Genomic DNA, 23,947 nt, shown 5'->3' with positions numbered 1-23,947 from the left:
GTGGGCGATACTGGGATCGAACCAGTGACCTCTTCGGTGTGAACGAAGCGCTCTCCCGCTGAGCTAATCGCCCGGGATCTCGTCGTGACGAGCAGCAGCCACCTTACCCGATCCGGCAGGCCTGTCCGCACACCCCCACCGGGTGCCGCTCCCGACGACCGGCGGCCACCGGTTCGGGGTCGTCACAATCTGTTTGTACTCCAAACGGGTGAACTCGAAAAGTCTGCGTGATGAGTCCCGGGATGGACCGTCCCCACTGCACAAGGAACGGCCTGACACCACTGCAAGGGAGCCCCCGAGCACAGGCCACCGGACAGCGGGGAACGAAGATGTTCGACTTCAACACGGTGGAGTACCGCATGACTGCCGCGGTGACCGAGATGATCCTGATCTCGGATCCGACCCTGCCGCCCGTGCATGCCGAGTTCCGGTACCGCAGTGACGACCCGTTCGCCGTCCAGCTGCTGCTCTCCATCGATCAGAGCCCGGCGATCACCTGGGTGTTCGGCCGCGAACTGCTGGTGGAGGGTGTCCGCGGGCCGGCCGGCATGGGCGACGTGCAGATCTTCCCGGTCTACGACGGCACCGTCATCGAGCTGCGCTCCGGCGAGCACTCCGCCCGCCTGCTGTCGCACACCCCCGACCTGCTGGATTTCCTGGACAACTCCGTCGAGATTGTCCCGACCGGGTCCGAGTCCGCGTACTTCGAGGTCGAGTCCGATCTGCGCAACCTTCCGATTCACGACGCCTTCGAGGCCTGAGTCGACCACATCCGCGGCGGTCGCACCGGCCATCGCCGCGGGCAGGCCGTGACCGCCTGCGCCAGCCGGACCCGATGGTGACGAGCCACTCGGACCGGGCCCATCGAGGGGTTGGGCAGCCATCTGGGGATGGCTCGGCGCGGGCGGCACCCGGACCCGACACGGTCGTCGACAACACGGGAGTGGTGCCCGGTTTGGTTGCCGCGCACCGTGTCGGATAGAGTTGCCGGGCTCACGCAGCCGGGAGATCGGCGGTGCGCGGGTTCGAATCCCGTCGTCCGCTCGGAAGAGGTCCCGGCAACATGCACCTCCGGATCCTCCGATGGTGGGATGGCCGAGAGGCGAGGCAACGGCCTGCAAAGCCGTGTACACGGGTTCGAATCCCGTTCCCACCTCTACCGTCCCCAAGACGGCCCGGGCGATTAGCTCAGCGGGAGAGCGCTTCCCTGACACGGAAGAGGTCACTGGTTCAATCCCAGTATCGCCCACCAGGTCAAAGGCCCCGATTCGAACACGAATCGGGGCCTTTGTCGTCGACGCCTCAGGTCCGGAGGCCGGGATTCTCAGCCGGTCGGCTCCCCGGCCTGGTCGGCCCGGAACGGCCCCTGATCGTCACCCTCCCCCGGTTCACGTTCCTTGCGCCGCAGCAGCAGGGCGGTGGCGCCGAGCAGCAGGACCAGCACCCCGAGCACGCCTACCTCCCACATGGCGTCGGAGAAGGGAGCACCGGTGCCGATCTCGTCCGCGGCCTTGACCGAGAGCACCACGATCTCCTTGATCGAGGCGATGATGCCGACCAGCAGGAACGGCTCGGCGATCAACTCACGCCGGGCGATGGTGATCCGCACCGCGAACAGCAGCTCGACCACGATGAACACCAGCAGCAGGGTGTCCAGGATCTCCAACGCCGACTTCGCGGCGCTCTCCTCGCCGAACAGGGACGGGACGTAGCGCGCGGCGATGACGAACGCGCCGAGCGCCAGCACCAGGAGGAACACCGCGATCCCGGCGTAGACGATGCCCTCGGCGACTTCGAGCGCGCGGTTGCCGGCCCGCACCACCGGCGGGACCCGGGCCCCCGTCGTCTCGTCCGTCGAGCGGGTCGGCGGTGCGTCGTTCGTGGGAACCTCCGTCGGTCGGCCGGCCCGCGATCGCGCGGCCGGGACCTGCAGTAAACACCGGTCCCGGATGTCGGGTGACCTCACTCACCTCAGCAGGACGGCTCCAGCACCACCACGCCCCGGCGGTCCCGGGGCTCCCCGTAGTCATCGGTCCGCAGCAGTTGCTGCGCCAGCCGCTCCGCCTCGGCGGCCGCGGGCACCGTGGTCGAGCCCAGGTCGCCCCGCACGGTGACGGGCCCGAGCGTCAGGGTCGCGTCGCAGGTGAAGTCGGTCGGGTCGAACCCCGGCGGGTGGTCGATCGATTCCACGCGGCCCTCCAGGGTGGCGGTGACCCGGCAGCCGTCGTACCGGCCGAAGGTGATGCCGCTCGCGATGACCTCGTGGTAGGCGTCACCCAGTCGCAGGCTGCCGTAGATGTCGTAGATGGGGAGCGATTCCCCCTCGGCCTCGATCTCCCGGACGACGTGGCGGAAGGAGAAGCTGCGGCCGGCCAGCTCGCGCCAGCTGCGGACGTCGAACCGGATGGAATGCAGGCGCAGCACCGACTCGTCGTCGGACTGCTCACCGAGCCGTACGGGTCCCAGCGGGACCGTGATGGCGTGCACCAGCATCGGCTCCGGGCCGTCCTCCGCACTCCATTGGATCGACGCGTCGAGCGCGCCGTCGGAGTCGGCCGCCGTCAGTCGCAGCTGCTGCGCCATCGCTACTTGAACGCCTCCGTCACGGTCGCCTTCTGCTCCTCGGTGAGTCCGCCCATATTGGTCAGCCGGACGTCACTGATGATCTCCTCGACCGCCGGGAGCACTTCGGAGATCTTGTACCGCTTGGTGATCGCCCGGTACTCCAGGGGGATGCCCTGCTGGTTGTACAGCTCGTAGAACACGTCGATGCCGCCGGCGTCGGTCGGCGGCTTGTCCGGCGCCGGCAGCTCCTTGCCGACCACGACGCGGATGTCCCCACCCGAGTCCAGCAGCACCTGCTCGACGAAGTCGGTGTAGTCGCCGGTGATCAGCCGGGTCGCGGTCGGCCGGGCGTCGAGCTTGACCGGCAGCTTGCCGTCGCTGACCGCGGTCGGTTGATCCTTGCGCGATTCCTCCACCCAGTAGGGCAGCTGCAGGTACTTGGTTCTCTTGAACGCCGCGCCGATGCTGCGGACGAAGTCGCGGGGCGGCGGGTCGTCGACCAGCGCCGACGTCGCCGTCCGGCCCATCAGGCCGTACGGGCTCATCTTGATCAGGAAGGGCACCGCATTCTTGACGGTGGACAGGGTGCCCCCGGAGGTCTGATGCAACGTGTCGCCCAGCAGATAGCTGTAGATCAGGCCCAGGATCCCCATGAAGGCGCTCTTGGACGTCGCGCCGAGCTTGCTGATCCAGTGGTCCTCCGGCGCGGCGGCGAACGTGGTGTCGAGCGCAGCGATTACCTCGGCGACGATGCCGAGGATCTGCTGGCGCGCCGCCGACGGTGGCGCGACCTCCACCTTCCCGCCGGTCAGGGCGGTCCGCGCGAAGAACGCCAGCAGGGACGACGGCAGGATCCCCACCGTCGCCTGCAGGTACACGTCGTCCTTGACGCCGCTGGTCAGGTACTCCTTGATGGTCGCGTCCAGCGCGGCGTAGTCCCCACCGAGCCACGCCTTCAGGTCGGCGACGGGCACGCCGGTCTTGTACCCGGCCTTCGCCGGCGCCCCGAGCTGCCGCAGCTCACCGCTCTGGGCCTGGGTCAGGGCCGCCGTCAGCTGGCTGCGCAGCTCCAGCCCGACCGTCCGGATCCGGCGGTTGGCCCCCGGCGCGAACTCGTCCATCGCGGTGGTCACGAATTCGATCTTGGTCCGGGGTTCGGACGGCTTCCCGGTCACCCAGCCGAGGTCGATCAGCTTGTTCACGATGGGCGTGCGGTCGATCGACCCGCCGTGATCGCTGTCCAGCCGGACGTCCGCGCCACCGGCCTTGCCGCCGATGTCGGTGCCGTAGGCGACACCGCCGTCCAGGAACGACTTGATCGAGTCGGTGACCTTGCCGGGTTCCTTGACGTAGGTCAGCCCGTTGGCGCTCGGGCCCAGGCTGGGCACCATCAGCTCGGCCTCGATGCCGACCTTGCGCCGCAGCTGGTCGCGCCCGGGGTTCGGAGCCGGGTGGCGCAGCAACGACAACGGCGCCGATTCCGCGGCCGGAACGCCGGCCGGCTCGGCCGGGGCCGCGGACCGGCGCCGGAGCACCCGCAGGGCGTCGTCGGCGACGCGATCCGCCTGCGCCTCCGCGGGATCCGCGGCGCGACCGATGATCGGACCGGAACCCGAGCCCGCCCCGGCCCCGCCGGCCGGCGCGATGGTATGCGCCAGCTCGTGGGCCAGCAGGCGCTGCCCGTCGGCGGTCTGCGGCGCGTAACTGCCGGCGCCGAAGAAGATGTCCCGGCCGAGGGTGAAGGCGGTCGCCTGCACCGAGCGGGCCAGCCGGGCCGGCTCGGGGCCGGTGTGGATCCGGACGCCGCCCAGGTCGGCGCCCATCGCCTCCCCCATCGGGCCGGCGACGCTGTCGGGCAGGGGCCGGCCGGCGCCCTGCAACCGGGCCAGCGCTCCCCCGACCTGCGCGTCGACCGGCGATCCGCCGAGCGGGTCGCCGGGCTCGGCGGCCCGCCGGCGCAGCTCCGGGGCATCCGGTCCGCGAACCAGCCCCGGGGCCGGCACCACCCGGACCGCAAGCCCGCCGTCCGGTTCGGTCGCCGCGGCCACCGGGGTCAGGCCCGTGGCGTCGGAGACGGCCCGACGGTCGGCCCGCGCTGCCCTCATGACCCGTCCCTTCGGGATTCCTGCCCTGGCACCACGACGACCCAGGATCCGGCCGGCTGTCCGCGGCCGCATCCGGTCGCGGGACGAACTCACCGGCCGCGGGCGAAGACGACCTCGAAGAACGTCCGGATGATGATCTTGACGTCCAGCCAGAGCGACCAGTTCTCGATGTAATAGTTGTCGTACCGGGCCCGGTCGGCAATCGAGGTGTCCCCGCGCAGACCGCTCACCTGGGCCAGGCCGGTCAGCCCGACCTGCACCCGGTGCCGGTAGGCGTAGCGGTCGTACGTGTCCGAGAACTGCTCGACGAAATGCGGCCGCTCCGGCCGGGGCCCGACCAGCGACATGTCCCCGCGCAGGATGTTCCACAGCTGCGGCAGCTCGTCCAGCGAGGTCCGGCGCAGGATCCGGCCGACCTTGCTGACCCGGTTGTCGGTGGCGATGGACCAGTTGGTGGCCGACTCGGTGCTGGTGGCGGGCCGCATCGAGCGCAGCTTGAGGCAGTCGAACAGTTCGCCGTTCCGGCCCACCCGGGGCTGCCGGAAGATCACCCCCGGCCCGCCGTCGATCCGGACGGCCAACGCACAGACGGCCAGGATCGGCGACACCAGGATCAGGGCGACGCCCGAGACCAGGATGTCGAACATTCGCTTGATCGCGATGGCCGGCCCGCTCAGTCGCGGGTTGCCGATCCGCATGATCGGGATCGACCCGATGTGGTCCGACCCCCCGGATTCGGTGCGGAACTGGTGCATGCGGGGCACCACCAGCAGGTCGCACTTCGAGCTGGCCGGGGCGCGGACCTCCTCGACCAGGGTCCGTTCCGGCGTCGCCGAGTCGGCCACCAGCAGCACGTCCACCCGACGCCGGGTGACGACGAAGTCGAGATCGGAGATGTTGCCCAGGCGCTGGGCCACCGGGCCGGCCGCGCAGTCGTCGGTGTCCTCGACGAACCCGACCACCGACAGGCCGTACCGCTGATGCTCTTTCAGGATGCGGATCAGCTCGGCCGCGGTCGGGCCGCCGCCGATGACCACGGTGCGGTGGTGGCTGTACCGGCGCCGCCGGCTGAAGATGATCAGCTGCGAGGTGATGATGCGCCCGACGACGACCAGGGCGACGGCGATCGCCGTGTTCCGCAGGAAGCTGCTGACCGGGATCTGGTCCGGAATGATCACGATGGCGGTCGCCACGATCGCAGCGGCGGTCAGCAGGCTGCCCAGCAGGCTCGGCAGCTCGTCCAGCACGCTGATGTGCAGCCGCGCGTGGTAGCGGCCGCGGTCGACGATGAAGAACAGCGAAAGCAGCGTCATCGCAATGGTGGCCGCGTACTCGTCCGGCGCCCACAGCATCGGGGACATCAGCATGAGGGCGTCGACCGGCAGGACGATCATCCACGCGCGGATCAACCAGAGGAATCGTCGGGTCCGGGACCCTCGTCGTTCCGAAGGCTTGGGTTCGGGATCGGTGTCGTTGACTGCCGGATTAGCGCGTAGTGAGGTCATCGTTGGCCTGCCTGCAATGACGTAGCGAGTGACTAGATCATATTCCTCGGGTGTCTACACCCATACGGACCACGTGGGATCACCCTATAGGCCTACCGCTCTGAACGTCCAGCACGTCGACCGTGGCGGCGGGCGCCCGCCGGTCCACCCGCCGGCGCACCCGCCGCCGCGCCGTGACGAGGGCCATGACCCCGGACAGCACCGTCACCACGGCCAGCGCGGGGACGGCCCACCAGGGCGGTGACGACACCGGCTGCGGTTCCGCCGGCTCACCGGTCAGCCGGTAGCCCGCCTGCAGGTCGTCGACCGTGGCCTTGCTCGCGGCCACCGCGGCCCGGGTCAGATCGGTCGCCACGGCCGGCTGGTCGGCGGTGACGGTGACGACCACCGCGCCGCCCAGCCGGGACGGCGCGACATCCACGCTGGCGCTGGTGGTCTCGGCGCCGGCCGGGAACCGGCCAGCCTGCTGCGCCAGGGCACCGACGTCGATCGACCGGTCCAGCACCTCGGCCAGCGTCGGCACGATCAGCCCGCGGCTGACCACGTCCAGCTCGTAGGCGGTGGCGCCGCCCACCGCGCCGGTCGGCACCACCCCGAGGGTCGTCGAACTGGTGTAGACCGTGTGACCGGTCAGCCCGGCCGCCATCACCCCGACCAGCCCGAGCAGGGCGGCGCCCGCCCAGCCGACCACCGCACCCCGGCCCGGCCGGCGCGGCCCGGCTTCGGAGTCCTTCCCCACCAACGACTCCCGCCCCGCCGGGGCGATCGGCGGACCGGTGGCGGCCCGCTGGCGGACGTCGGCGACCGCCGCGAGGGCGGCCATCAACAGCAACGCCCGGAAGTCCGACAGGTGCAGGAAGACGCTGGCCAGCAACCAGCCGGTGAGCCCGCCGATCACGCCCAGGGCCAGGAATCGGCTCGTGTCGTCGCCGGTCCCCCGGGCGCCGATCATGGTCCGCAGGGCGACGAAGAGGACCGTGCCGAAGAAGAAGGCCCAACACAGCAGGAGCACGACCCCGCCGTCGGCCGCCTGCTCGAAGTAGAAGTTGTGCGCGGCGACCACGATGTCGACCCGGTCGTCGAAGTTCGCCAGCCGGTCGTACTGCAGGAACAGCGCCGGATAGCTGCCGATGCCGTGCCCGGTGATCGGCCGGTCCAGGAACATGTTCCAGGCGTCGAGTTGCAGCCGCTTGCGGGTGACCACCGAGGGATCGGCGGTGGTGGTGGAGCCGGACAGGACCGCGGTCAGGGTGCCCAGCCGGCTGCCGATCCCGCTGAGCGGCACGATCACCAGCAGCGCAACGGGCAGGAACAGCAACGACTTTCGGTACCACCCGCCGGCCAGCACGGCCCACACCACGAGGCCGACGAACAGGGCGATGAACCCGCCGCGGGACTGGGTGAGGTAGACCCCGAGCAGCAGGGCGAGCGTCGCGCCGGCCCACAGCAGCCGGTCCCGCGCCGACCGGCTCATGGCCAGCAGCGACAGTGCCATCGGCGTGAACAGGATGAGCAGCCGGGACCAGAAGTTGACGTCCGACGACGTGCCGGCATGCCGCGGGGTCAGCGCGCCGCCCTCCTGGACCAGCGGCACCCGGCTCAGCCCGTACAGGCTGCCCGCGTTGTGCAGCACGAATTCGTGGATGACGGTCAGCCCGGCCAGGCCGGCCAGCACGAGCACGGCGACCATGGTGGTCGTCCTGAGCGAGTCGGTGGACAGCAGCAGGGCGTAGACGACCAGGAAGTAGAGCAGGTCCCGCGCGTAGGACAGCAGCAGGTCCAGGGACGTCACCGGGTCGGCCGCGGCGACGAAGCTCAGGCAGAACCCGGCGGCCAGCACCATCAACCCCAGCAGCACCGGGGACCAGGCGAACCGGAACATCCTGCGCCGCACCATCACCAGCACCGCGATCACGGCCAGGGCGAGCTGCGGCTTGTACGGGCTGGTGCCGAGCTGATCGGCGATGACGCCGTTGATGTTGGACACGTCCAGCGCGACCAGCGTCAGCAACGACACCCGCGGGAACCGGATGGCGAGCACGACGAAGGCCAGCAGCAGGACGCCGCCGGCCACCAGGATCAGGTCCTTCATCGCCGACCCGACCTCACCGTGGCACCGGCTCCCGGGCGGGTCGCAGGCCGAAGGCGGCGTCGTAGGTCGGCCCGACGACGGCCGGCGAGAAGTGCCGCTCCCAGCTGCCCCGGGCCGCCGCCGCCAGCGCCGGGTTGGCCGCCGGATCGGCGGCCTGTTGCAGCAGGTCCGGCAGTTCCGCCGGGGACGACGCCACCAGGCACCCGTCCGCCCGGCCCACCGGCAGCCCGAGCACGCCGGCCCGGGTGGCCACCACCGGCAGCCCGCGGGCCAGCGCCTCGAGCACCTTGATCTTGGTGCCGCTGCCGACCCGCAACGGGGACAGCAGCGCCGTGCACGAGCCCAGCACCTCGTCCAGGTCGTCGACCCAGCCCAACGCCCGGACGTGCTCCCCCCAGGCGGCCGCCTCGGCCGGCAGGTTGGTCGATCCCCGGCCCACCACCAGCAGCCGGAAATCGGGGATGGCGGCGAGCACCTCGTCCCGGAAGGCGCCCAGGAACCACGTCAGCCCGTCCCGGTTGGGCGCGAAATCCAGGCCGCCGAGGAAGACGAAGGTGGGGCGGCCGTCCCAGCGTCGCTCGCGCGCCGCGGGTTCGCGCAGCAGCGGCAGCAGCGTGCCGATCGTCGGGTCGCCGGTCCGCTCGTGCAGCTCGGCGGCCTCCTGGGAGTTGACCAGGTAGGTCGCGTCGAACTCCGCCGGGGCCAGCTCCTCCGACCGGGCGGTGAGCACCCGCTCCAGCTGCAACAGTCGCCGGTAGACGCCCTTGCGCCCGACCACCCGGCCGACGGCGCCCGGCAGGAGTTTGCCGAACTCGCCCAACGGATCCGAGATCGTTGACGGGTCCCGGTCGATCCGCTCGAGCATGCTGGCGTAGCGCTTGGAGAACAGGTCGTCGGCGTAGAGCACCCGAGGTTTGCGACCCAACCGGCGGGCGTACTGACCGGTCCGCATCGTGTCCCAGATCTGTTGGTCGGGGCGGATTTCCGTGAGCTTCTGGGCGATCGCGGCCAGGGTGCGGCCGGACCACAGGGCCGCCTCCTGCAGGGACGAATGGGGCGGCCCGATCACCCGCCGGGCGACGGCGGTGAGCTGCTCGACGCTGGAGGGTTTGGCGATGACGTGCAACCGGTAGGGCACGGCCGGCCGGTCGATCCCGGTCCGGCCGACCAGGATCACGTGCACCTGGTCCGGGCCCAGCCGGGCGCACAGGTGGTCCAACAGCCCGCCGAGCACGACCTGCTTGCCGAAGGACCGTGGTTCGGGCTCGGTCGCGGTGATCAGCACGACCCGTCGGGTGGGTGCGCTCGACGCCGTGGCGGTCATGGGGTCCTCCTGCGGGTCGGCCGGGGTCGGGTCGGCGCCGGCGGACGCGGCGGGTTCATCCGGCACCGACCCGGCGCCGGCGGAGCAGGGCGACCGTGTCGGTCACCGTGGACCGGGCGAACACCAGGCCGGCGCCGATCGCGGCGACCGCGCAGGCCAACGAGACGACGACCAGGGTGAGGAACTGGCCGGTGGGCAGGAACGAGCGGACCAGCAGACCCACCCCGCCGGTCACCGCGGCGATGGCCACGGCCGGTGCCACCGCGGTCAGCAGCCGCCGCCAGGACGTCCCGTGCGCGTAGCGGACCAGCGCGAGCCGGGCGACGCAATACAGCAGGTTGAAGATCAGCAGGGCGACGGCCACGCCGACCAACCCGTGGTCGGCGGCGATCACGAAGCCGATGATCAGCGCGACGGTGGCCGGGACGTCAAGCGCCACCAGCGTTCCCGGCCGTCCCGTGGCGGTGAACACGTCGCCGCTGGCCCAGCCGACCGCCATCAGGCCCAGCGCCAGGGAGATGAACACCATCGGGGTGATCGCCGGCGCCCATTGCGCGGAGAACAGGACCGGCACCGCCTCCGGCGCGATGACGGCGAGCGCCGCACCGGCGGTGAGCCCGTAGATGGACAGGATGCGGGTGGCCCGCAGCATGCCCGAGGTGAGCACGTCGGCACTGATCACCCGGGCCTTGGAGTAGGTCGACAGGGCGACCGCGGAGAAGATCCACAGCACGTTCTCGATGATCAGCTCGGGCAGCTTGTAGGCCATTCCGTAGAAGCCCAGCGCCGTCGTGCCGATCATCGCGCCGACCACCAGGTAGTCGGCCGACGCCCGGATGGATCCCAGCACCCGAATGACGGTGACCAGACCGCCGAACCGCAGCAGATCCGGGGCCAGGTGCCAGTGCGCCCGCAGCGCCGGGCGGATCGGCACCAGGATCCACAACAGGAGCATGGCCACCAGCTCGCCGCCGACGATGCCGGCGGCAATGCTGACCGCGCCACCGACGGTCAGCGCCAGCGGCACCGAGATGGCCACCCGCACCGCCGCCCGGGTCAGGTCGATCGCCGTGCGCCGCTTGAACTGCAGGTCCCGCTTCAGCACGGCGTCGCTGACCTGACCGGCCCCCCGGAACAACGGGTACAGGAACAGCAACGCGAACACGTTGGCCTGGGCATCGGCGTCGAACAGGTCGGCGATCCACGGCGCGGCCGCGATGCCGGCGACGCTGATGGCCGCGCTGATGGCCAGGTTGATCGTCATCGCCATGCGGGTGGCCGCCGTGATGCCCTGCTCCTGCCGGGCGACCACGGCCGCACCCACGCCGAGATCCAAGGCGGCGTCGAGCATCGCGATGATCGTCACCGCGGCGGTGACGACGCCGAAGTCCTCGGGGGTGAGCAGCCGGGCCAGCAGCAGGGTGAGCCCGAGGATGACGATGCGGTTGGACCCCCAGGCCAGGGTGGTCCACAGGAATCCACCGACCGAGCGCCGGGCCAGCGCGCCGGTGGCATCGGTGTCGGTCCGCTCGCTCGCGTCAATGTCGGGCGGGAGGTCGGGTGGGACGTCCGGCGCCGGGTCCTCGTTGCCGAGAGTGCGAATGGTGGATCCCCCCTTTGGGACTCATCAGCCCTCCGGGGGTCACCCGGACCGCCGGCTCGCCACAGCCGGTGAGCATTCGGGAGGCAAAGGCTCGAAAGCTCACCATCGATGGACACGTCAATCACGCATTGTTGATTCCACCTCGAAACTGGCTTTGAGTATAGTCTGATCGGGTGTAATGGGCGCTGATCGGTCCGCGTTGCGCGGGCTTGCCGTGGATGACGGGCTCGAACTGATCGAAGGAGACGCGCGTGCGAGTGCTCACCGTGGTGGACGCCCTGAAGCTCGGCGGGGCCGAAACCCTGATCGCGCAACTCGGCCGGGTCAGCGCCGATGCCGGTATCGAGCTGTCGGTGCTCAGCCTGCACGGCCGGTCCCCGGAGCGGTCCAAACTGGAGCCGCTGCTGCGGGAATCCGGGGTCGAGCCCGAGTACCTGGACGTCCGCCGGACCCTCGATGTGTCCGGATTCCGCCGGCTGGTCGGCTATCTCAAACAGACGAAGCCCGATATCGTGCACGCCCATCTGGAGATGGCGATGACGATGGCCATTCCGGCGGCCCGGCGGGCCGGCATCCCGGCCGTCGGCACCTTCCATCACGTGCACCGCCCCCTGTCCGGCCGGGCATCCGGCCGGGAGCGGCTCGCCGTGGAGATCGCCACCCGCAGCGCAGCGGCGATCTTCGTCTCGCAGGCGTCGCTGGTCTCGTTCGCCGATCGCTACCGGCGCTCGAAGCCCGTGCCGGCGTCCTGGACGGTGGTGCACAACGGGATCGACCTGGACTACTTCACCCCCGCCCCGGACGGTGGCGTCACGGCGTTGCCGGCCGGTCTCGGCGCCGGCCTCGATCCCACCGGAAACGGTCCGGTGGTCACCATTCTCGCCGCCCTGCGGGACTTCAAGGGGATCACCCATGCGATCGACGCCTGGCCCGCGGTGCTGGCCGAGCAGCCCACCGCGCGGTTGCTGCTGGTCGGTTCGGGCGAGCAGGAGCCGGCGCTGCGCGCGCAGGTGGCCCGGCTGGGGCTGACCGGGTCGGTGGTGTTCGCCGGGATGCGGTCGGACGTTCCCGAGGTGCTGCGCGGATCGGATCTGGTGGTGCTGCCGTCGATCTACGGGGAGAACCTGCCGACCGTGCTGATGGAGGCGGGGGGCTGCGGGCGGCCCGTGGTCGCCAGTGACGTCGGCGGCATCAGCGACATCGTCGCCGACGGCGAGACCGGCCTGCTGGTCCCGCCCGGCGACTCCCCCGGGATCGCGGCCGCGATCCTGCGGCTGCTGGCCGACCCCGACCTGCGGGAGCGGATGGGCCAGGCGGGTCGCCGCCGGATGGAGCGCCTGTTCGACGCGCGGCTGTGGGCCCGCTCGCTGCACGTGGTCTACCAGAAGGCCATCGACACCAGCGGCCGCGTCGCGGTGACGGCATGACCGCGGCCGGCCATCGGCCCACGGTCGTGGTGGTCGCCGAGGCGCGCCCGATGCGCGGCGGCATCGCCACCTTCGCCGAGACCATCACGGCCGACCCCATTCTGGCCAAGGACTTCGACGTCCAGCTGCTGAACACGGCGCGAGTGGCCACCCGGGAGGGCGGCCGGTTCAACCTGGCCAACGTGCGATACGCGCTGGCCGACGCCTGGCGGGTGTTCGTCGCGTCCCGCACGGCCGACATCGTGCACCTGCAACTGGTGGCCGACCCGGGCCTGCCGGCCCTGCGCGCGGCCGCGCTGAATCTGGCCGCCGCCGCCGGCCGGGCCAAGCTCATCGCCCACGTGCACTCGGCGGTCGGCAATGCCGGCCGTCCCGAGTTCGCCGCCTACGGCCGGACCGACCGCTGGGCCCTGCGCACCCTCGGCCTGGCCGACCTGGTGTGCACCGTGTCCACCGTCGGGACCGCGACGATGCGATCCCTGGCCCCCGGCACCTGGGTCGAGACCGTCGACAACGCGGTCAATCTCGACGACTTCCCGGCCGGCGACGCCGGCGGCGAACCGCCCACCGTGCTGTTCGTCGGGGTGATCTGCCGGCGCAAAGGGCTGCTCGAACTGGCCCGGGCCGCCCGCGCGCTGCGCGAACGCGGCACCCGCGACTGGCAGCTCGTCGTGGTCGGCGGGCAGGGGCCGACGCCGCAGACCGAGTACGACGAGATCGTCGCGGAGTTCGACGCAGCCGGGCTGCGGGCGTCCATGGTCGGCCCGGAGTACGGCGACCAGATCAAGTCCCGCCTGGCCCAGGCCGACATCTTCGTGCTGCCATCGTTCCTCGAGGGTCAGCCGATCGCCATCATCGAGGCCATGGCGTCCGGCCTGCCGGTCGTCGGCACCTCGATCGGCGCGGTGCCCGACCTGATCCGGGACGGCATCGAGGGGCGGATCGTCGAGCCGGGCGACGACGCGGCCCTGGCCGACGCGCTGGGCGAGGTGATCGCCGACGGCGCGACCCGCCGGCGGATGTCCCGGGCGTCCCGGCAGCGGGCCGAGCAGGGGCACGGGCTGGACCGGCTGTCCGCGCGGCTCGGTGCCCTGTACCGCGCGGTGCTGGCCGGGGAGCGAACCACCACCGACGAGTCCGTGCCGATCGGCCGACCATGACCGGCCGCGGCCGGTTCGCCCGGCGCGAAGTGCGGATCAGCGTGCTGGCCGGGGTGGTCGCCGCCCTGCTCGTCGTGGTCGCCGGCGCCGGACTGGCCGTGCTGTCGAAGCCGAAATGGACCGCCGAATCCGTCCTGGTGGTGCTGCCCAGCGCCGCCCTGGACACCTCCGACTCGGCGGCCTACTACGAAACGCTCAGCCGGGGACAGATTGTCGCCACCTTCGCCGAGGTGGCCGACAACCTGCGCTTCCAGGACCAGGCCGAGCAGAACCTGCAACTGTCCGACGCCCAGCGGGCCGGAGTGACCACCACGGTGAGCGTGGTGCCGGACACCTCGGTGATCCTGGTCCGGACGACCGCAGGGTCGGCCGCCGTCGCCGAGCAGGTGGCCGACGCCACCACCACGCTGGCCACCACGTATCTGGCCGGGCTGTCCGAGCCCTACCGGACGGACCTGGTGCACGGTGCCGAAGGCACCGCAACCGCGACGGGAACGTCACCGCTCGTGCTGCTGGCGTTGTCCGTCGTCGTCGCCCTGATCGTCGGGGTGGGCGTCCAGCAGGCGGTCTACCACCTGATGGTGACCATGCGATCGTCGAAGGAGCGTAAGGCCCGGCAATCCGATCCGGCCGACGCAACCGACCGCGCCGACCCGGTCGACGCCGTCGACCCGGCCCTCCCAGCCTTACCGACCGACCCGACCGACCCGGCCGGCGCGGCCGACCCGACCGACTCGGCCGGCGCGGCCGCCGCGGCCGGCGCGGAGCACCCGGTTGACGCGGACGTGCCCGCCGGCAACGGATCCCCCGGAGATGACCGGAATGATGCCCGGCCGGGCGGCCGGGCCCAGGAAAGCATGGTGGGCCCGCATGGCCGTTGATTCGGCACCACTGACCCCGCTGGTTCCGCCGGCCCCGGCGGAGTTCGCCCGCCCGCTCGGCGACTCCCCCGCCGGTGACCCGCCCCTGACGATCGTGCTGGTCGAATTCCTCCCCACCGGCGGGATGTTCCAGTTCACCTTTCAGTTCGGTGAGGCCCTGGCCCGGCAGGGGCACCGGGTGCTCCTGTTCACCGGGCCCGACCCGGAACTGCGCTCGGCCACCCCGGGATTCGAGGTCGTGGAGATCTTCCCGACCTGGGATCCGAACGTGGAGCTGGGCGGCTCCGGGCTCCGGCGCAAGGCCAGGCGGGTGGGCCGGGCGTTGCGGCTGGTCGAGTCCTGGCGCCAGGCGATCGCGACGATCCGGCGGATGCGGCCCGACGTCGCCCAGTTCGGCGAGTTGCGCTACCCGCTGGACAGCGCGCTGTTCCTGCTCCTCGCGCGGCGCTGCCCGGGGACCGCGCTCGTCGACGTGGCGCACAACCCGCTGCCCTACGACGTCAACGGCGCGTCGGGGTCGGTCGAGAAGGGCGGCCGGCTGACCCGGTGGCTGCTGGATCGGGCCTACCGGGCCTGCGATCTCGTCCTCGTCTTGGGTGACGGGCCCCGGGCGACCCTGGAGTCGGCCTTCCCGGGACTGCGCCGGGTCGCCGTCTGCGGGCATGGGGACTACTCCTCGGTGCTGGCCGCCGACCGGACGCCGGCCCCGTCGGCCGCGCCGCCGCACGCGCTGTTCTTCGGGGCGTGGACCAAGTACAAGAACCTGCCGTTGCTGCTCGACGCCTTCGCCCTGGTTCGCCGGGAGCTGCCAGCGGCGCGGCTGACGATCGCCGGACCGGTGATGCCGGATGTGGATCTGCCCGCGATCACCCGGCGGGCCACCGACATCGGCCATGTCGATCTGCATCCCGGCTACGTGCCGATGGACGAGGTGGCCGACCTGTTCGCCGCGCACCGCGTCGTCGTGTTCACCTATGCGACGGTGAACATCAGCGGCAGCGTGCATATGGCCTACACCTTCGGGCGGCCGGTGGTGGCCACCGATGTGGGCTCGATGAGCGACGCGGTGCAGGACGGGGTGACCGGTCTGCTCACCGCTCCCGAGCCGGCGGCGGTCGCCGGCGCTTTGGTCCAGGTCCTGGGTGACCCGGACGCCGCCGACCGGATGGGCGCGCAGGCGGCGCGGCGGGTCGACGACGCGGCGTCCTGGACGACGGTCGTCGACAGGGCCGTCCCGGCCTACCGGGACGCGGTGATCGGCCACCGCGGCTGAGCCCTCCCCGGGCCGTCAGCCGTCAGCCGTCCCAGGTCTGCAGCACCCGCAGCCGGTCCCATGGGATGTGCGGCATGCCGTAGTAGTCCCAGGCGAGTCCGGCCTGCGTGTACACCGCGCCCGGGTTGGCCGGTGTCGCGTCGGGGGCCACCTCGAAGCCGACGGCCAGCGAGGTGTCGGCCCGATCGATCAGGTACCCGCCGTAGACCTGCAACGCCTGCGCCACTGCCACCTCGCCCGGCGTGATGTCCGGGATGGCGGTGACGTCGATCGTCGGGTCGAGTTGCAGCCGGGCGCCCTCGGGAATGCAGTCGGGCCGGGTGGATTCGCCGTCGGTCTTCACCGCGGGCGGCCGGGACGACCCGGCGCATGCGGTGTCACTCTCCAGCACCAGGGCGTGCGGGATGGCGCCGGCCTGGATCTCGGCGACCCGGATGATGCCGCCCAGCCGCGAGGCACCGGCCCCGGTGGTGCCGCCCTCCCATCCGGACCCGGACAGCGAGGTGATCGTCCCCCACCCGGTGGTCCAGCCGGTGCCATCCGGGGCGGCCTGGAAGTACTCGTCGGCCGTGTCCGCCGCGCGTTCGACGACGACCATCGCGCCGTCGCGGCCGACGCCGGGCTCGGCGTTCGCGGGGATCGGCCGGGGGCTCTCGTCGGCCAGCGGGCACGGGCCCCACTGGGTGATCGTGCACTGGACGGACTTTCGCGGGGTGTCCGGCGTCGCGTCGTAGATCGGGATGCCGAACTCGACCAGGTTGGCGTGGCCGAGCCCGGCGCGGCTGACCCGGGCGATCATGGCCGCGCTGTCGGGGTCAACGGCCGGCGCGGCGACCACCGGCACGTTGAACGGGCTGGTGGACGCGAACGGGCGATCGGCCAGGACGGTGGCGGGGTCCGTCCCGGCGGCCGACCCCACCGGCGACGAGACCGCCGTCGACCCCGCAGCGTCGGCCGATGTGGACGCCGGCGACTCGACCGGGGCGGATCCGGCCGTGCCGCCCAGCGCGGAGGCGAGCGTCCCGCTCGGCGCGGACCCGGCCGACTCGGGCACCTGCTCCGGTGTCGCCGAGCACGCGACCGTGGCCGACGCGGCCACCGCCACCGCCAGCATCCGAACGGACCACCGTCGCATCAGACACCCCCCGGTGGGCGGCGTCCCGGAGACGCCACCCGATCACACACAGTACCGTACGACTACTCAATGTAGTGGGGTTTTCCACCGGGTCGTACCGGTTGGTCAGCGGTCCCAGGCCTGCAGCACCCGCAGCCGGTTCCACGGGATGTGCGGCATGCCGTCGTAGTCCCAGCCGAACCCGGCACTGGTGTACACGGAGCCCGGACCGGTTGCGCTCGCGTCGGGCGCCACTTCGAAACTGACGGCCAGCGACGTGCCCGCGCGATCGATCAGGTAGGCGCCGTAGACCTGCAACGCCCGGGCCACGGCCCGCTCACCGGGGGTGATCCCGGGGATGGCGGCGACGTCGATGGCCGGGTCGAGTTGCAGCCGGGCGCCCTCCGGAATGCAGTCGGACCGGGTGGAGTCGCCGTCGGTTTTCAGCGCCGGCGGCCGGAACGTGGTCGCGCACACGGTGTCGGTCTGCACCACCAAGGCGTGCGGGATGACGCCGGCCTGGATCTCGGCGACCCGGACGACCCCGGCCAGCCGGGAGGCACCGGCCCCGGTGCTGCCACCGCCCCAGCCCGAGCCGGACATCGAGTTGATCGCGCCCCAGCTGGTGGTCCACCCCGTGCTTGCCGGAGCGGCTTGCCAGTACTCGTCGATCGTGCCGGTCGTCCGGTCGACGACCACCATCGCGCCGTCGCTACCGGCGCTGGGCTTGGCGTCGACGGGGATCGGACGCGGTCCCCCGCCGAACGGGCACGGGCCCCAGTCCGTGATCGTGCACCGGACCGATTGCCGAGGGGTGGATGGGGTCGCCTCGTACACCGGGATGCCGAACTCGACGAGGTTGGCGTAGCCGAGCCCGGCCCGGGCGGCCCGGGCGACCATCGCGGGGCTGTTCGGGTCGATCATCGGTGCGCCGACGACGGGCACGTTCAACGGGCTCGTGTCGGCGAACGGGCGGGACACCGTCGCGGCGACGGTGGCCGGCGTCGTCGACGCCTGGGCCGTGGTCGGGCCGGGTCCGGCCACCGCCAGCACGACGGTCACCGCAATGCCGACCAGCCTCACCATGAGCCGCCCCTGTTCCCCCGGGCTGCAGCCACGTTCGGCCCAGCCATGTGACCCAGAGTATCTGATCGGTGACAATTCAGGCAGTGTTCTGGGTGACGGACGTTGCTCGGTCGGCCGCCCCGCTCGGTCAACCGAGCCGTCCCGATCGGTCAGCCGTCCCGATCGGTCAGCCGTCCCGATCGGTCAGCCGTCCCGATCGGTCAGCCGTCCCGATCGGTCAGGAACGCCGCGGCCATCCGCTTCGGCGCCTTCACCAGCCAGGCCTCGGTGATCAGTTCCTCCAGTTCGTCCCCGCGGATCGCGTCGAGCCGCACCAGCACCGCCGCGTAGCCGTCGAAATGCGGTGTCGTGAAGTACACGTCGGGTCGGTCGGCGATCAGCGCGTGCTTGACGCCCTCATCGCCGACCGCCGCGCCGAGGATCTCGCCGTCCGGCGCCGCGTCGCCCAGGGCCGCGTGATCGGCCGCGCGCAGGGGTCGCTCCCAGACCATCAGCTTGCCCTTGACCTTCCACGCCATCGTGCCGTGGCTGGTGCCCTCCGCCGTCTCCGGCAGCTCGGCCACCAGCCGCCGCACGTCGTCCCAGGTCGCCATGCGGCCGACGCTAGACCCCGGGTCCGGCGCACACCGGATTCCCCGCGGAACTTCAGCCGGGCCCAGGCCGGTCACGCTTCCGCAGCCCCGGCAGGGCGTCGCGGCCTGGGCGCGCCCGGCGCGCACCGGATTCCCCGCGGAACTTCAGCCGGGCCCAGGCCGGTCACGCTTCCGCAGCCCCGGCAGGGCGTCGCGGCCTGGGCGGGCCCGGCGCGCACCGGATTCCCCGCGGAACTTCAGCCGGGCCCAGGCCGGTCACGCTTCCGCAGCCCGGCAGGTCGCCGCGGCCTGGGCGCGCCCGGCGCGCACCGGATTCCCCGCGGAACTTCAGCCGGGCCCAGGCCGGTCACGCTTCCGCAGCCCGGGCGGCACGGCGCAGCCGGGCGGCCCGACGCGGCCGTCACTACATCCGACCGCCGGCCAGCACCTTGCGCTGCACCTGCTTCTCGGCAACGAACGAGACGAACGGGATCGTCCCGGCGACCAGCACCCACAGCGTGCCCAGCGGCGACCAGCGGTCCTTGTAGGCCAGGTCGAAGGCGATGATGACGTACCCGACGAACAGCGCGCCGTGGATCGGCCCCCAGATCGCGACGAACTGCGGCAGGTCGAAGAAGTACTTCAGTACCATCGTGGCGCACAGGAGCAACAGACCCCAGCCGACGACGAACGCGGCGATCTTGTACCGCTTGAACGCGGCCATGACCTTGGCCGACTTCGGCTTCGCGGGCTTCGGCCCGGCCGCCGGGGCGGTCACCGGGGTCGGGGTGTCGGTGATGTCACCGGCGGGGTCGACGGGCACGGCGGCGGTCCTCCTCGGCCAGGGCGGCCAGCGCCTGGTTGTAAGCAGTCAGTTCGGGATCGTCGGGATCTTCCTCGTCCACGGTAGCGACGCTGAGCACGATGCCCTCGCTCGGCCGTTGCCGATCGCGGCGTTCGGCCGCCCCGGACTCGTCACCCGACGACGCGGGCCCGTCGGCGGCGGGGTCGCCGGCCGGGCCGGCGACCGGGTCGGGGTCGATCTCGCCGAGCAGTTCGGCCAGGTCACGACCGGCCTGTTCCTCGTCCTCGGCCTGCTTGATCGTCTCCAGCTTCAGGAACCGGATCCACATGTAGATGAACGCGGCCGCGAACGCGGGCCACAGCAGGGAATACCCGAGGTTCTGGGCCGTGCCGTCGGATTCGTGCGCCCTCCCCCACTGCCACCAGCCCAGGCGCAGGCAGGTCAAGGCGGCCGCGAGCACCAACACATGCCCGGCGATCCAGCCGGGCCGCAGGTAACGACGGTCCACCCCCTGACGGTACCGCTCGCGCCGCCCTGCCCGGCGCGACCGCCGGGCTCAGCCGCCGGCGAATTCCGGGCCCACGGGCGGTGGCCAGGCCAGCAGCTGCAGGATCGCGCGGGTCCGCGGACCGGTCACCGACCGCAGATTGTCGACCCGGTCGACGTCGCGACGCAGGCCGCTTCGGCCCGGCAGGTCCAGGGGCACCGCACCCCCCGCGACGTGCGCGAGGAACGAATCGGCGCCGTACCGCGGGTCCAGCAGCTCGGACGACTGCGCGGCCAGCATGGTCGTGCCGGTGCCCGCCCGGTCGGCGACCACACTGCGCGGATGGGCCGCGGCCCGGGTGAGCGCGTCGGCCAATTCGACGGAGGTCAGCGACGGCAGGTCCGCCGGCACCACCGCGACCGGTCCGACCCCGTCCCGATCGAGCGCGGCGAGTCCGTCCCGGATGGCGGCGTTGAGTTCGTTCGTCCGGGTGACGAACAGGTCGACCCCGGGCACCCGGGCCAACGTCGTGCCGTCACGCGGATCCTCGAGCACCACGAGTGTCCGGCCGACCGGGGCGGCCCCGACGATCGCCGACACCGTGTCCTCGGCCATGATCAACGCCAACGTGCGCCGCACTGCCGGATCGAGCCGGATCCGGCTCTTGGCCCGCACCGACGCCTTCACCGGCACGATGACCGTCCACGGGCGGGACGAGGGCAGACTCACCGAGCCATTGTCACCGGCGCCGAGGCCGAGGGGCGCCCGGGTCAGCTGTCCCGGACCCGTCGCCGTTCCACCTCGACGTCGAAGTCGGCGTCCGGGTACGTCAGGTTCAGCGACTCGAACGCCTCCAGCAGCAACGCGGCGACCGCCCAGTTCCGGTACCACTTGGCGTCCGACGGGATGACGTACCAGGGCGCCGCGTCGGTGTTGCAGCGGCCGATCGCGGCCGAGTACGCCTGCTGGTAGGCGTCCCAGTAACCGCGCTCGTCGACGTCACCGGGGTTGTACTTCCAGTACTTGGTCGGGTCGTCCAACCGGGCCAGCAGCCGCTCGGTCTGCTCGGACTTGGACACGTGCAGAAAGCATTTGACGACCGCCGTGTGGCCGTCGACCAGCCGCCTCTCGAAGTCGTTGATCTGCGCATACCGGGTCGACCACACGCTCTCGGGCACCAGGTCGTGCACCCGGACGACCAGGACGTCCTCGTACTGCGAACGGTTGAACACGCCGAGCCGGCCCGGCTGGGGCGTCGCCCGTTCGATCCGCCAGAGGAAGTCGTGCGCCAACTCCTCCGCGGTCGGCTTCTTGAACGAGACCAGGCTGACGCCGCCCGGGTCGACCAGGCCCACCACGTGGTTGATCACCCCGTCCTTGCCGGCGGTGTCCATGCCCTGCAGCACCAGCAGCACGCTGCGCGGGTCGCCGGCGGTGCCCTGCGCGAAGAGCATCTCCTGCTGGACGGCGAGCCGTTCCCCGATCTCGACCAGCGCCTTCTCGGCATCGTCCCGGGACTGTGGACCGATCGGCATGCCGTCGGTGCTGATCGTCGCGACGTCCACGTCGACGCCGGGCCCGGTCGGGGCGCGGAACGCCTGGCCGGGCGATGCGCCGGCGGACTTCTTGTTCTTGGCCACGCCCCACCGTCCCACGGACGCGCCGGGCCAACCATCCACATGTCCGAATTCCATCCACAATCGGCGGATCGGCGTCGACGGACCGGTCGCCGCGAATCCAGGCTGTCGGCATGGCCACCACCGAACCCGACGACGGCGTCGCCCCACCCGAGCTCTTCCTGATCGAAGGCGGTCGCGACCGGGCCGAGGAGGTGGCCCCCACCGGCGAACTGGACGCGCACCGGTCGCGTGCGCTGGCGGCGGTCGCCGACCTGCCCGACGACGGGGTGCTGAGCCACGTCTCGGCGGCCTGCCTGTTGGCCCTGCCCATCTGGGACGTGCCCCTGCTGACCGGGCCGGTGCAGGCGACCAGACCCGGGCCGGGCACCCGGATCGACCGGGTGACGCTGACGGTGCGACCCGCCCGGCTGACCCCGGACGAGACCATGCTGCTCGACGGGGTCCCGGTCACCACGGTCGCCCGGACCCTGGTGGACCTGGGTCGTTGGGCCGGCCGATCGACCACGGTGGTCTGCGCGGACGCGGCCCTGCGGGACGGTCTGGTGTCCCGGGCCGAGCTGCAGGCGGCGCTCGATCGGGCCTTCGGCACGGCCGGCATCGGGCAGGCCCGGACCGCGATCGGTTTCGCCGACGGCCGGTCGCCCGACGTCGCCGCGTCGCGGGCCCGAGTCGCCGCCCGGTGGCCCGAGCCGGTCGCGCCGCCCCGGGGATCGGACCGGCGGCATCCCCAGGACGGGCCCGACGAACCGTACTGGCCGTCCCGCGCAGCTGAGCGATACCGCGAGACCGGGCGGTACGGCGAGGGGCCGGACGGGCCCGGTCGAGGGTGGGCCGGGCCGTGGGGCGACCCCGACGAGTGGCCGATTCCCCCCGAGGACGAATGGCCCGGTCCGTCGTCGCCCGGTCCGGGCGACCAGGACCGCGGACCGTACGGGATCCCGCGGTGACCCGCCCGGTTCGCGCGAACCGGCGCGGGCCCGACCGGCCGTCGATACGCTGACCTCGGGCGCCGACGGCGCCGGTCATCGAAGGGCCCAGGGAAAGAGCACAGCGCAATGACGGACGTCGACGGCACCGATCCGCAGACCTTCCTGGACCTGGACGAGCGGTGGTGCGCGCACAACTACCACCCGCTGCCGGTGGTGATCGCCTCCGCCGAGGGCGCCTGGGTCACCGACGTCGCCGGCCGCCGCTACCTGGACATGCTGGCCGGGTACTCGGCGCTGAACTTCGGGCACCGGCACCCGGACCTGATCGCCGCCGCCGTCGAGCAGATGGGCCGGGTCACGCTGACCTCCCGGGCGTTCCACCACGACCAGCTCGGCCCGTTCTGCGCCGAGCTGGCCGCGCTGACCGGCACCGAGATGGTGCTGCCGATGAACTCCGGCGCCGAGGCGGTGGAGTCGGCGATCAAGGTCGCCCGCAAGTGGGCGTACGAGGTCAAGGGCGTCCCGGAGAACCGCGCGCAGATCGTCACCGCCGGCGGCAACTTCCACGGCCGGACGTTGACCATCGTCTCCTTCTCCGACGACCCGGATGCGCGTGACCACTACGGCCCCTACACGCCGGGTTTCCTGACGGTGAAGTATGGCGACCTGTCGGCGATCGCCGAGGCGATCACCCCCGACACCGCCGCGGTGCTGCTGGAGCCGATCCAGGGTGAGGCCGGCGTGGTCGTGCCGCCGGAGGGCTACCTGGCCGGGGTCCGCGCCCTGTGCGACGAGCACAACGTGCTGCTGATCGCCGACGAGATCCAGTCCGGGCTGGGCCGCACCGGGTCGACCCTGGCGCTCGACCAGGAGGGCGTGCGGGCCGACCTGTACACGCTCGGCAAGGCGCTGGGCGGCGGGATCATGCCGGTGTCCGCGGTGGTCGGCCGGCGCGACGTGCTCGGCGTGCTGCGGCCCGGCCAGCACGGCTCGACGTTCGGCGGGAATCCGCTCGCCTGCGCGATCGGCCGGGCCGTCGTCGCGCTGCTCCGGACCGGCGAGATGCAGGCCCGTTCCGCCGATCTCGGCGCTCACCTGCACGCCCGGCTCGGCGAGTTGGTCGGTCGCGGGCTGGCCGAGGTCCGCGGCCGGGGCCTGTGGGCCGGGGCGGAACTCGCCCCGCACATCGGCCTGGGCCGGCCGGTCAGCGAGGAGCTCGCCCGCCGCGGAATCCTGGTCAAGGAGACCCACGACACCACCCTGCGCTTCGCCCCGCCGATCGTGATCACCCGCGACGAGATCGACCACGCCGTCGACACCCTCGCCGCCGTGCTCCCCTGAACCCGGCGCCTGACCCCGGCGCCCGGCGCCCGGCGAGT

The 23,947-nt window shown here is 72.0% G+C and carries 21 protein-coding genes and 3 tRNA genes; 9 read left to right on the top strand and 15 right to left on the bottom strand.

Annotation, left to right across the window (positions count from 1 at the left end):
* Nucleotide 1: 1 nt before the first annotated feature.
* Nucleotides 2–73: transfer RNA gene (locus ACILSK_RS23100), tRNA-Val, on the bottom strand.
* A gap of 256 nt (nucleotides 74–329) precedes the next feature.
* On the opposite strand from ACILSK_RS23100, the gene ACILSK_RS23095 reads away from it, so the two are divergent.
* The 3 genes from ACILSK_RS23095 (at nucleotide 330) to ACILSK_RS23085 (ending at nucleotide 1,252) form a co-directional block, all read left to right on the top strand.
* The gene (locus ACILSK_RS23095) at nucleotides 330–761 is read left to right on the top strand and encodes an SsgA family sporulation/cell division regulator (protein WP_395729542.1); all 432 of its coding nucleotides are present in this window, start codon (nucleotides 330–332) and stop codon (nucleotides 759–761) included.
* Nucleotides 762–1,085: 324 nt separating this feature from the next.
* Nucleotides 1,086–1,156 (top strand) — tRNA-Cys (locus ACILSK_RS23090).
* Between the two features lie 21 nt (nucleotides 1,157–1,177).
* Nucleotides 1,178–1,252 (top strand) — tRNA-Val (locus tag ACILSK_RS23085).
* Between the two features lie 72 nt (nucleotides 1,253–1,324).
* On the opposite strand, the gene ACILSK_RS23080 is transcribed toward ACILSK_RS23085, so the two are convergent.
* From ACILSK_RS23080 to ACILSK_RS23050, 7 genes are all read right to left on the bottom strand, one after another.
* On the bottom strand, nucleotides 1,325–1,966 hold the full coding sequence (locus tag ACILSK_RS23080; RefSeq protein ID WP_395729541.1) for a phosphate-starvation-inducible PsiE family protein: 642 nt from the start codon (nucleotides 1,964–1,966) through the stop codon (nucleotides 1,325–1,327).
* 5 nt (nucleotides 1,967–1,971) lie between these two features.
* Nucleotides 1,972–2,583: a hypothetical protein gene (locus ACILSK_RS23075; protein ID WP_395729540.1), complete on the bottom strand. Its 612-nt coding sequence runs from the start codon at nucleotides 2,581–2,583 to the stop codon at nucleotides 1,972–1,974.
* Nucleotides 2,584–2,585: 2 nt separating this feature from the next.
* The gene (locus ACILSK_RS23070; RefSeq protein ID WP_395729539.1) at nucleotides 2,586–4,670 is read right to left on the bottom strand and encodes a DUF4157 domain-containing protein; all 2,085 of its coding nucleotides are present in this window, start codon (nucleotides 4,668–4,670) and stop codon (nucleotides 2,586–2,588) included.
* Between the two features lie 89 nt (nucleotides 4,671–4,759).
* Nucleotides 4,760–6,079 carry a sugar transferase gene (locus ACILSK_RS23065; protein ID WP_395729538.1) on the bottom strand — a complete coding sequence of 440 codons (1,320 nt, stop codon included), beginning with the start codon at nucleotides 6,077–6,079 and terminating at the stop codon, nucleotides 4,760–4,762.
* A 175-nt stretch (nucleotides 6,080–6,254) separates the two neighbouring features.
* Nucleotides 6,255–8,267 (bottom strand): O-antigen ligase family protein, encoded by a 2,013-nt coding sequence (locus tag ACILSK_RS23060; RefSeq protein WP_395729537.1) that lies wholly within the window; start codon nucleotides 8,265–8,267, stop codon nucleotides 6,255–6,257.
* A gap of 13 nt (nucleotides 8,268–8,280) precedes the next feature.
* Nucleotides 8,281–9,591, bottom strand: a complete 1,311-nt coding sequence (locus tag ACILSK_RS23055) for a glycosyltransferase family 4 protein (protein ID WP_395729536.1) — start codon at nucleotides 9,589–9,591, stop codon at nucleotides 8,281–8,283.
* Between the two features lie 55 nt (nucleotides 9,592–9,646).
* A complete protein-coding gene (locus tag ACILSK_RS23050; RefSeq protein ID WP_395729543.1) occupies nucleotides 9,647–11,065 on the bottom strand; it encodes an oligosaccharide flippase family protein in 1,419 nt (472 codons plus the stop codon).
* Between the two features lie 380 nt (nucleotides 11,066–11,445).
* Between ACILSK_RS23050 and ACILSK_RS23045 the strand changes: the two genes are divergently transcribed.
* From ACILSK_RS23045 to ACILSK_RS23030, 4 genes are read left to right on the top strand one after another with little or no spacing between them, the layout of a single operon-like run.
* The gene (locus ACILSK_RS23045; protein WP_395729535.1) at nucleotides 11,446–12,621 is read left to right on the top strand and encodes a glycosyltransferase family 4 protein; all 1,176 of its coding nucleotides are present in this window, start codon (nucleotides 11,446–11,448) and stop codon (nucleotides 12,619–12,621) included.
* Entirely contained in the window at nucleotides 12,618–13,781 is a 1,164-nt protein-coding gene (locus tag ACILSK_RS23040; RefSeq protein WP_395729534.1) for a glycosyltransferase family 4 protein, read from the top strand. Before ACILSK_RS23045 ends, ACILSK_RS23040 begins: the two co-directional genes overlap by 4 nt.
* Nucleotides 13,778–14,662, top strand: coding sequence for a hypothetical protein (locus tag ACILSK_RS23035; RefSeq protein WP_395729533.1), 885 nt, complete (start codon nucleotides 13,778–13,780; stop codon nucleotides 14,660–14,662). The genes ACILSK_RS23040 and ACILSK_RS23035 overlap by 4 nt, the downstream gene beginning before the upstream one ends.
* On the top strand, nucleotides 14,652–15,935 hold the full coding sequence (locus ACILSK_RS23030) for a glycosyltransferase family 4 protein (RefSeq protein WP_395729532.1): 1,284 nt from the start codon (nucleotides 14,652–14,654) through the stop codon (nucleotides 15,933–15,935). The genes ACILSK_RS23035 and ACILSK_RS23030 overlap by 11 nt, the downstream gene beginning before the upstream one ends.
* 22 nt (nucleotides 15,936–15,957) lie before the next feature.
* On the opposite strand, the gene ACILSK_RS23025 is transcribed toward ACILSK_RS23030, so the two are convergent.
* The 7 genes from ACILSK_RS23025 to ACILSK_RS22995 form a co-directional block, all read right to left on the bottom strand.
* Nucleotides 15,958–17,070 (bottom strand): hypothetical protein, encoded by a 1,113-nt coding sequence (locus ACILSK_RS23025; protein WP_395729531.1) that lies wholly within the window; start codon nucleotides 17,068–17,070, stop codon nucleotides 15,958–15,960.
* A 105-nt stretch (nucleotides 17,071–17,175) separates the two neighbouring features.
* The gene (locus ACILSK_RS23020; RefSeq protein WP_395729530.1) at nucleotides 17,176–18,135 is read right to left on the bottom strand and encodes a hypothetical protein; all 960 of its coding nucleotides are present in this window, start codon (nucleotides 18,133–18,135) and stop codon (nucleotides 17,176–17,178) included.
* 200 nt (nucleotides 18,136–18,335) lie between these two features.
* A complete protein-coding gene (locus ACILSK_RS23015; RefSeq protein ID WP_395729529.1) occupies nucleotides 18,336–18,728 on the bottom strand; it encodes an MmcQ/YjbR family DNA-binding protein in 393 nt (130 codons plus the stop codon).
* Between the two features lie 403 nt (nucleotides 18,729–19,131).
* Nucleotides 19,132–19,530, bottom strand: coding sequence for a DUF3817 domain-containing protein (locus ACILSK_RS23010; protein ID WP_395729528.1), 399 nt, complete (start codon nucleotides 19,528–19,530; stop codon nucleotides 19,132–19,134).
* On the bottom strand, nucleotides 19,508–20,020 hold the full coding sequence (locus ACILSK_RS23005; RefSeq protein WP_395729527.1) for a hypothetical protein: 513 nt from the start codon (nucleotides 20,018–20,020) through the stop codon (nucleotides 19,508–19,510). Before ACILSK_RS23005 ends, ACILSK_RS23010 begins: the two co-directional genes overlap by 23 nt.
* A 48-nt stretch (nucleotides 20,021–20,068) precedes the next feature.
* On the bottom strand, nucleotides 20,069–20,728 hold the full coding sequence (gene cofC, locus ACILSK_RS23000) for a 2-phospho-L-lactate guanylyltransferase (RefSeq protein ID WP_395729526.1): 660 nt from the start codon (nucleotides 20,726–20,728) through the stop codon (nucleotides 20,069–20,071).
* 41 nt (nucleotides 20,729–20,769) lie between these two features.
* Nucleotides 20,770–21,639: a polyphosphate kinase 2 family protein gene (locus tag ACILSK_RS22995; protein ID WP_395729525.1), complete on the bottom strand. Its 870-nt coding sequence runs from the start codon at nucleotides 21,637–21,639 to the stop codon at nucleotides 20,770–20,772.
* Between the two features lie 110 nt (nucleotides 21,640–21,749).
* Between ACILSK_RS22995 and ACILSK_RS22990 the strand changes: the two genes are divergently transcribed.
* Both ACILSK_RS22990 and rocD read left to right on the top strand, forming a co-directional pair.
* Nucleotides 21,750–22,586 carry a hypothetical protein gene (locus ACILSK_RS22990; protein WP_395729524.1) on the top strand — a complete coding sequence of 279 codons (837 nt, stop codon included), beginning with the start codon at nucleotides 21,750–21,752 and terminating at the stop codon, nucleotides 22,584–22,586.
* Nucleotides 22,587–22,694: 108 nt separating this feature from the next.
* A complete protein-coding gene (gene rocD / locus ACILSK_RS22985; protein ID WP_395729523.1) occupies nucleotides 22,695–23,909 on the top strand; it encodes an ornithine--oxo-acid transaminase in 1,215 nt (404 codons plus the stop codon).
* Nucleotides 23,910–23,947: the final 38 nt, after the last annotated feature.

Origin of the sequence: Nakamurella sp. (assembly GCF_044224575.1) — a bacterium.
Taxonomy (GTDB): domain Bacteria; phylum Actinomycetota; class Actinomycetes; order Mycobacteriales; family Nakamurellaceae; genus Nakamurella.
The sequence above is the reverse complement of the archived record's forward strand: the minus strand, read 5'-3'. Positions and strand labels throughout refer to the sequence as shown.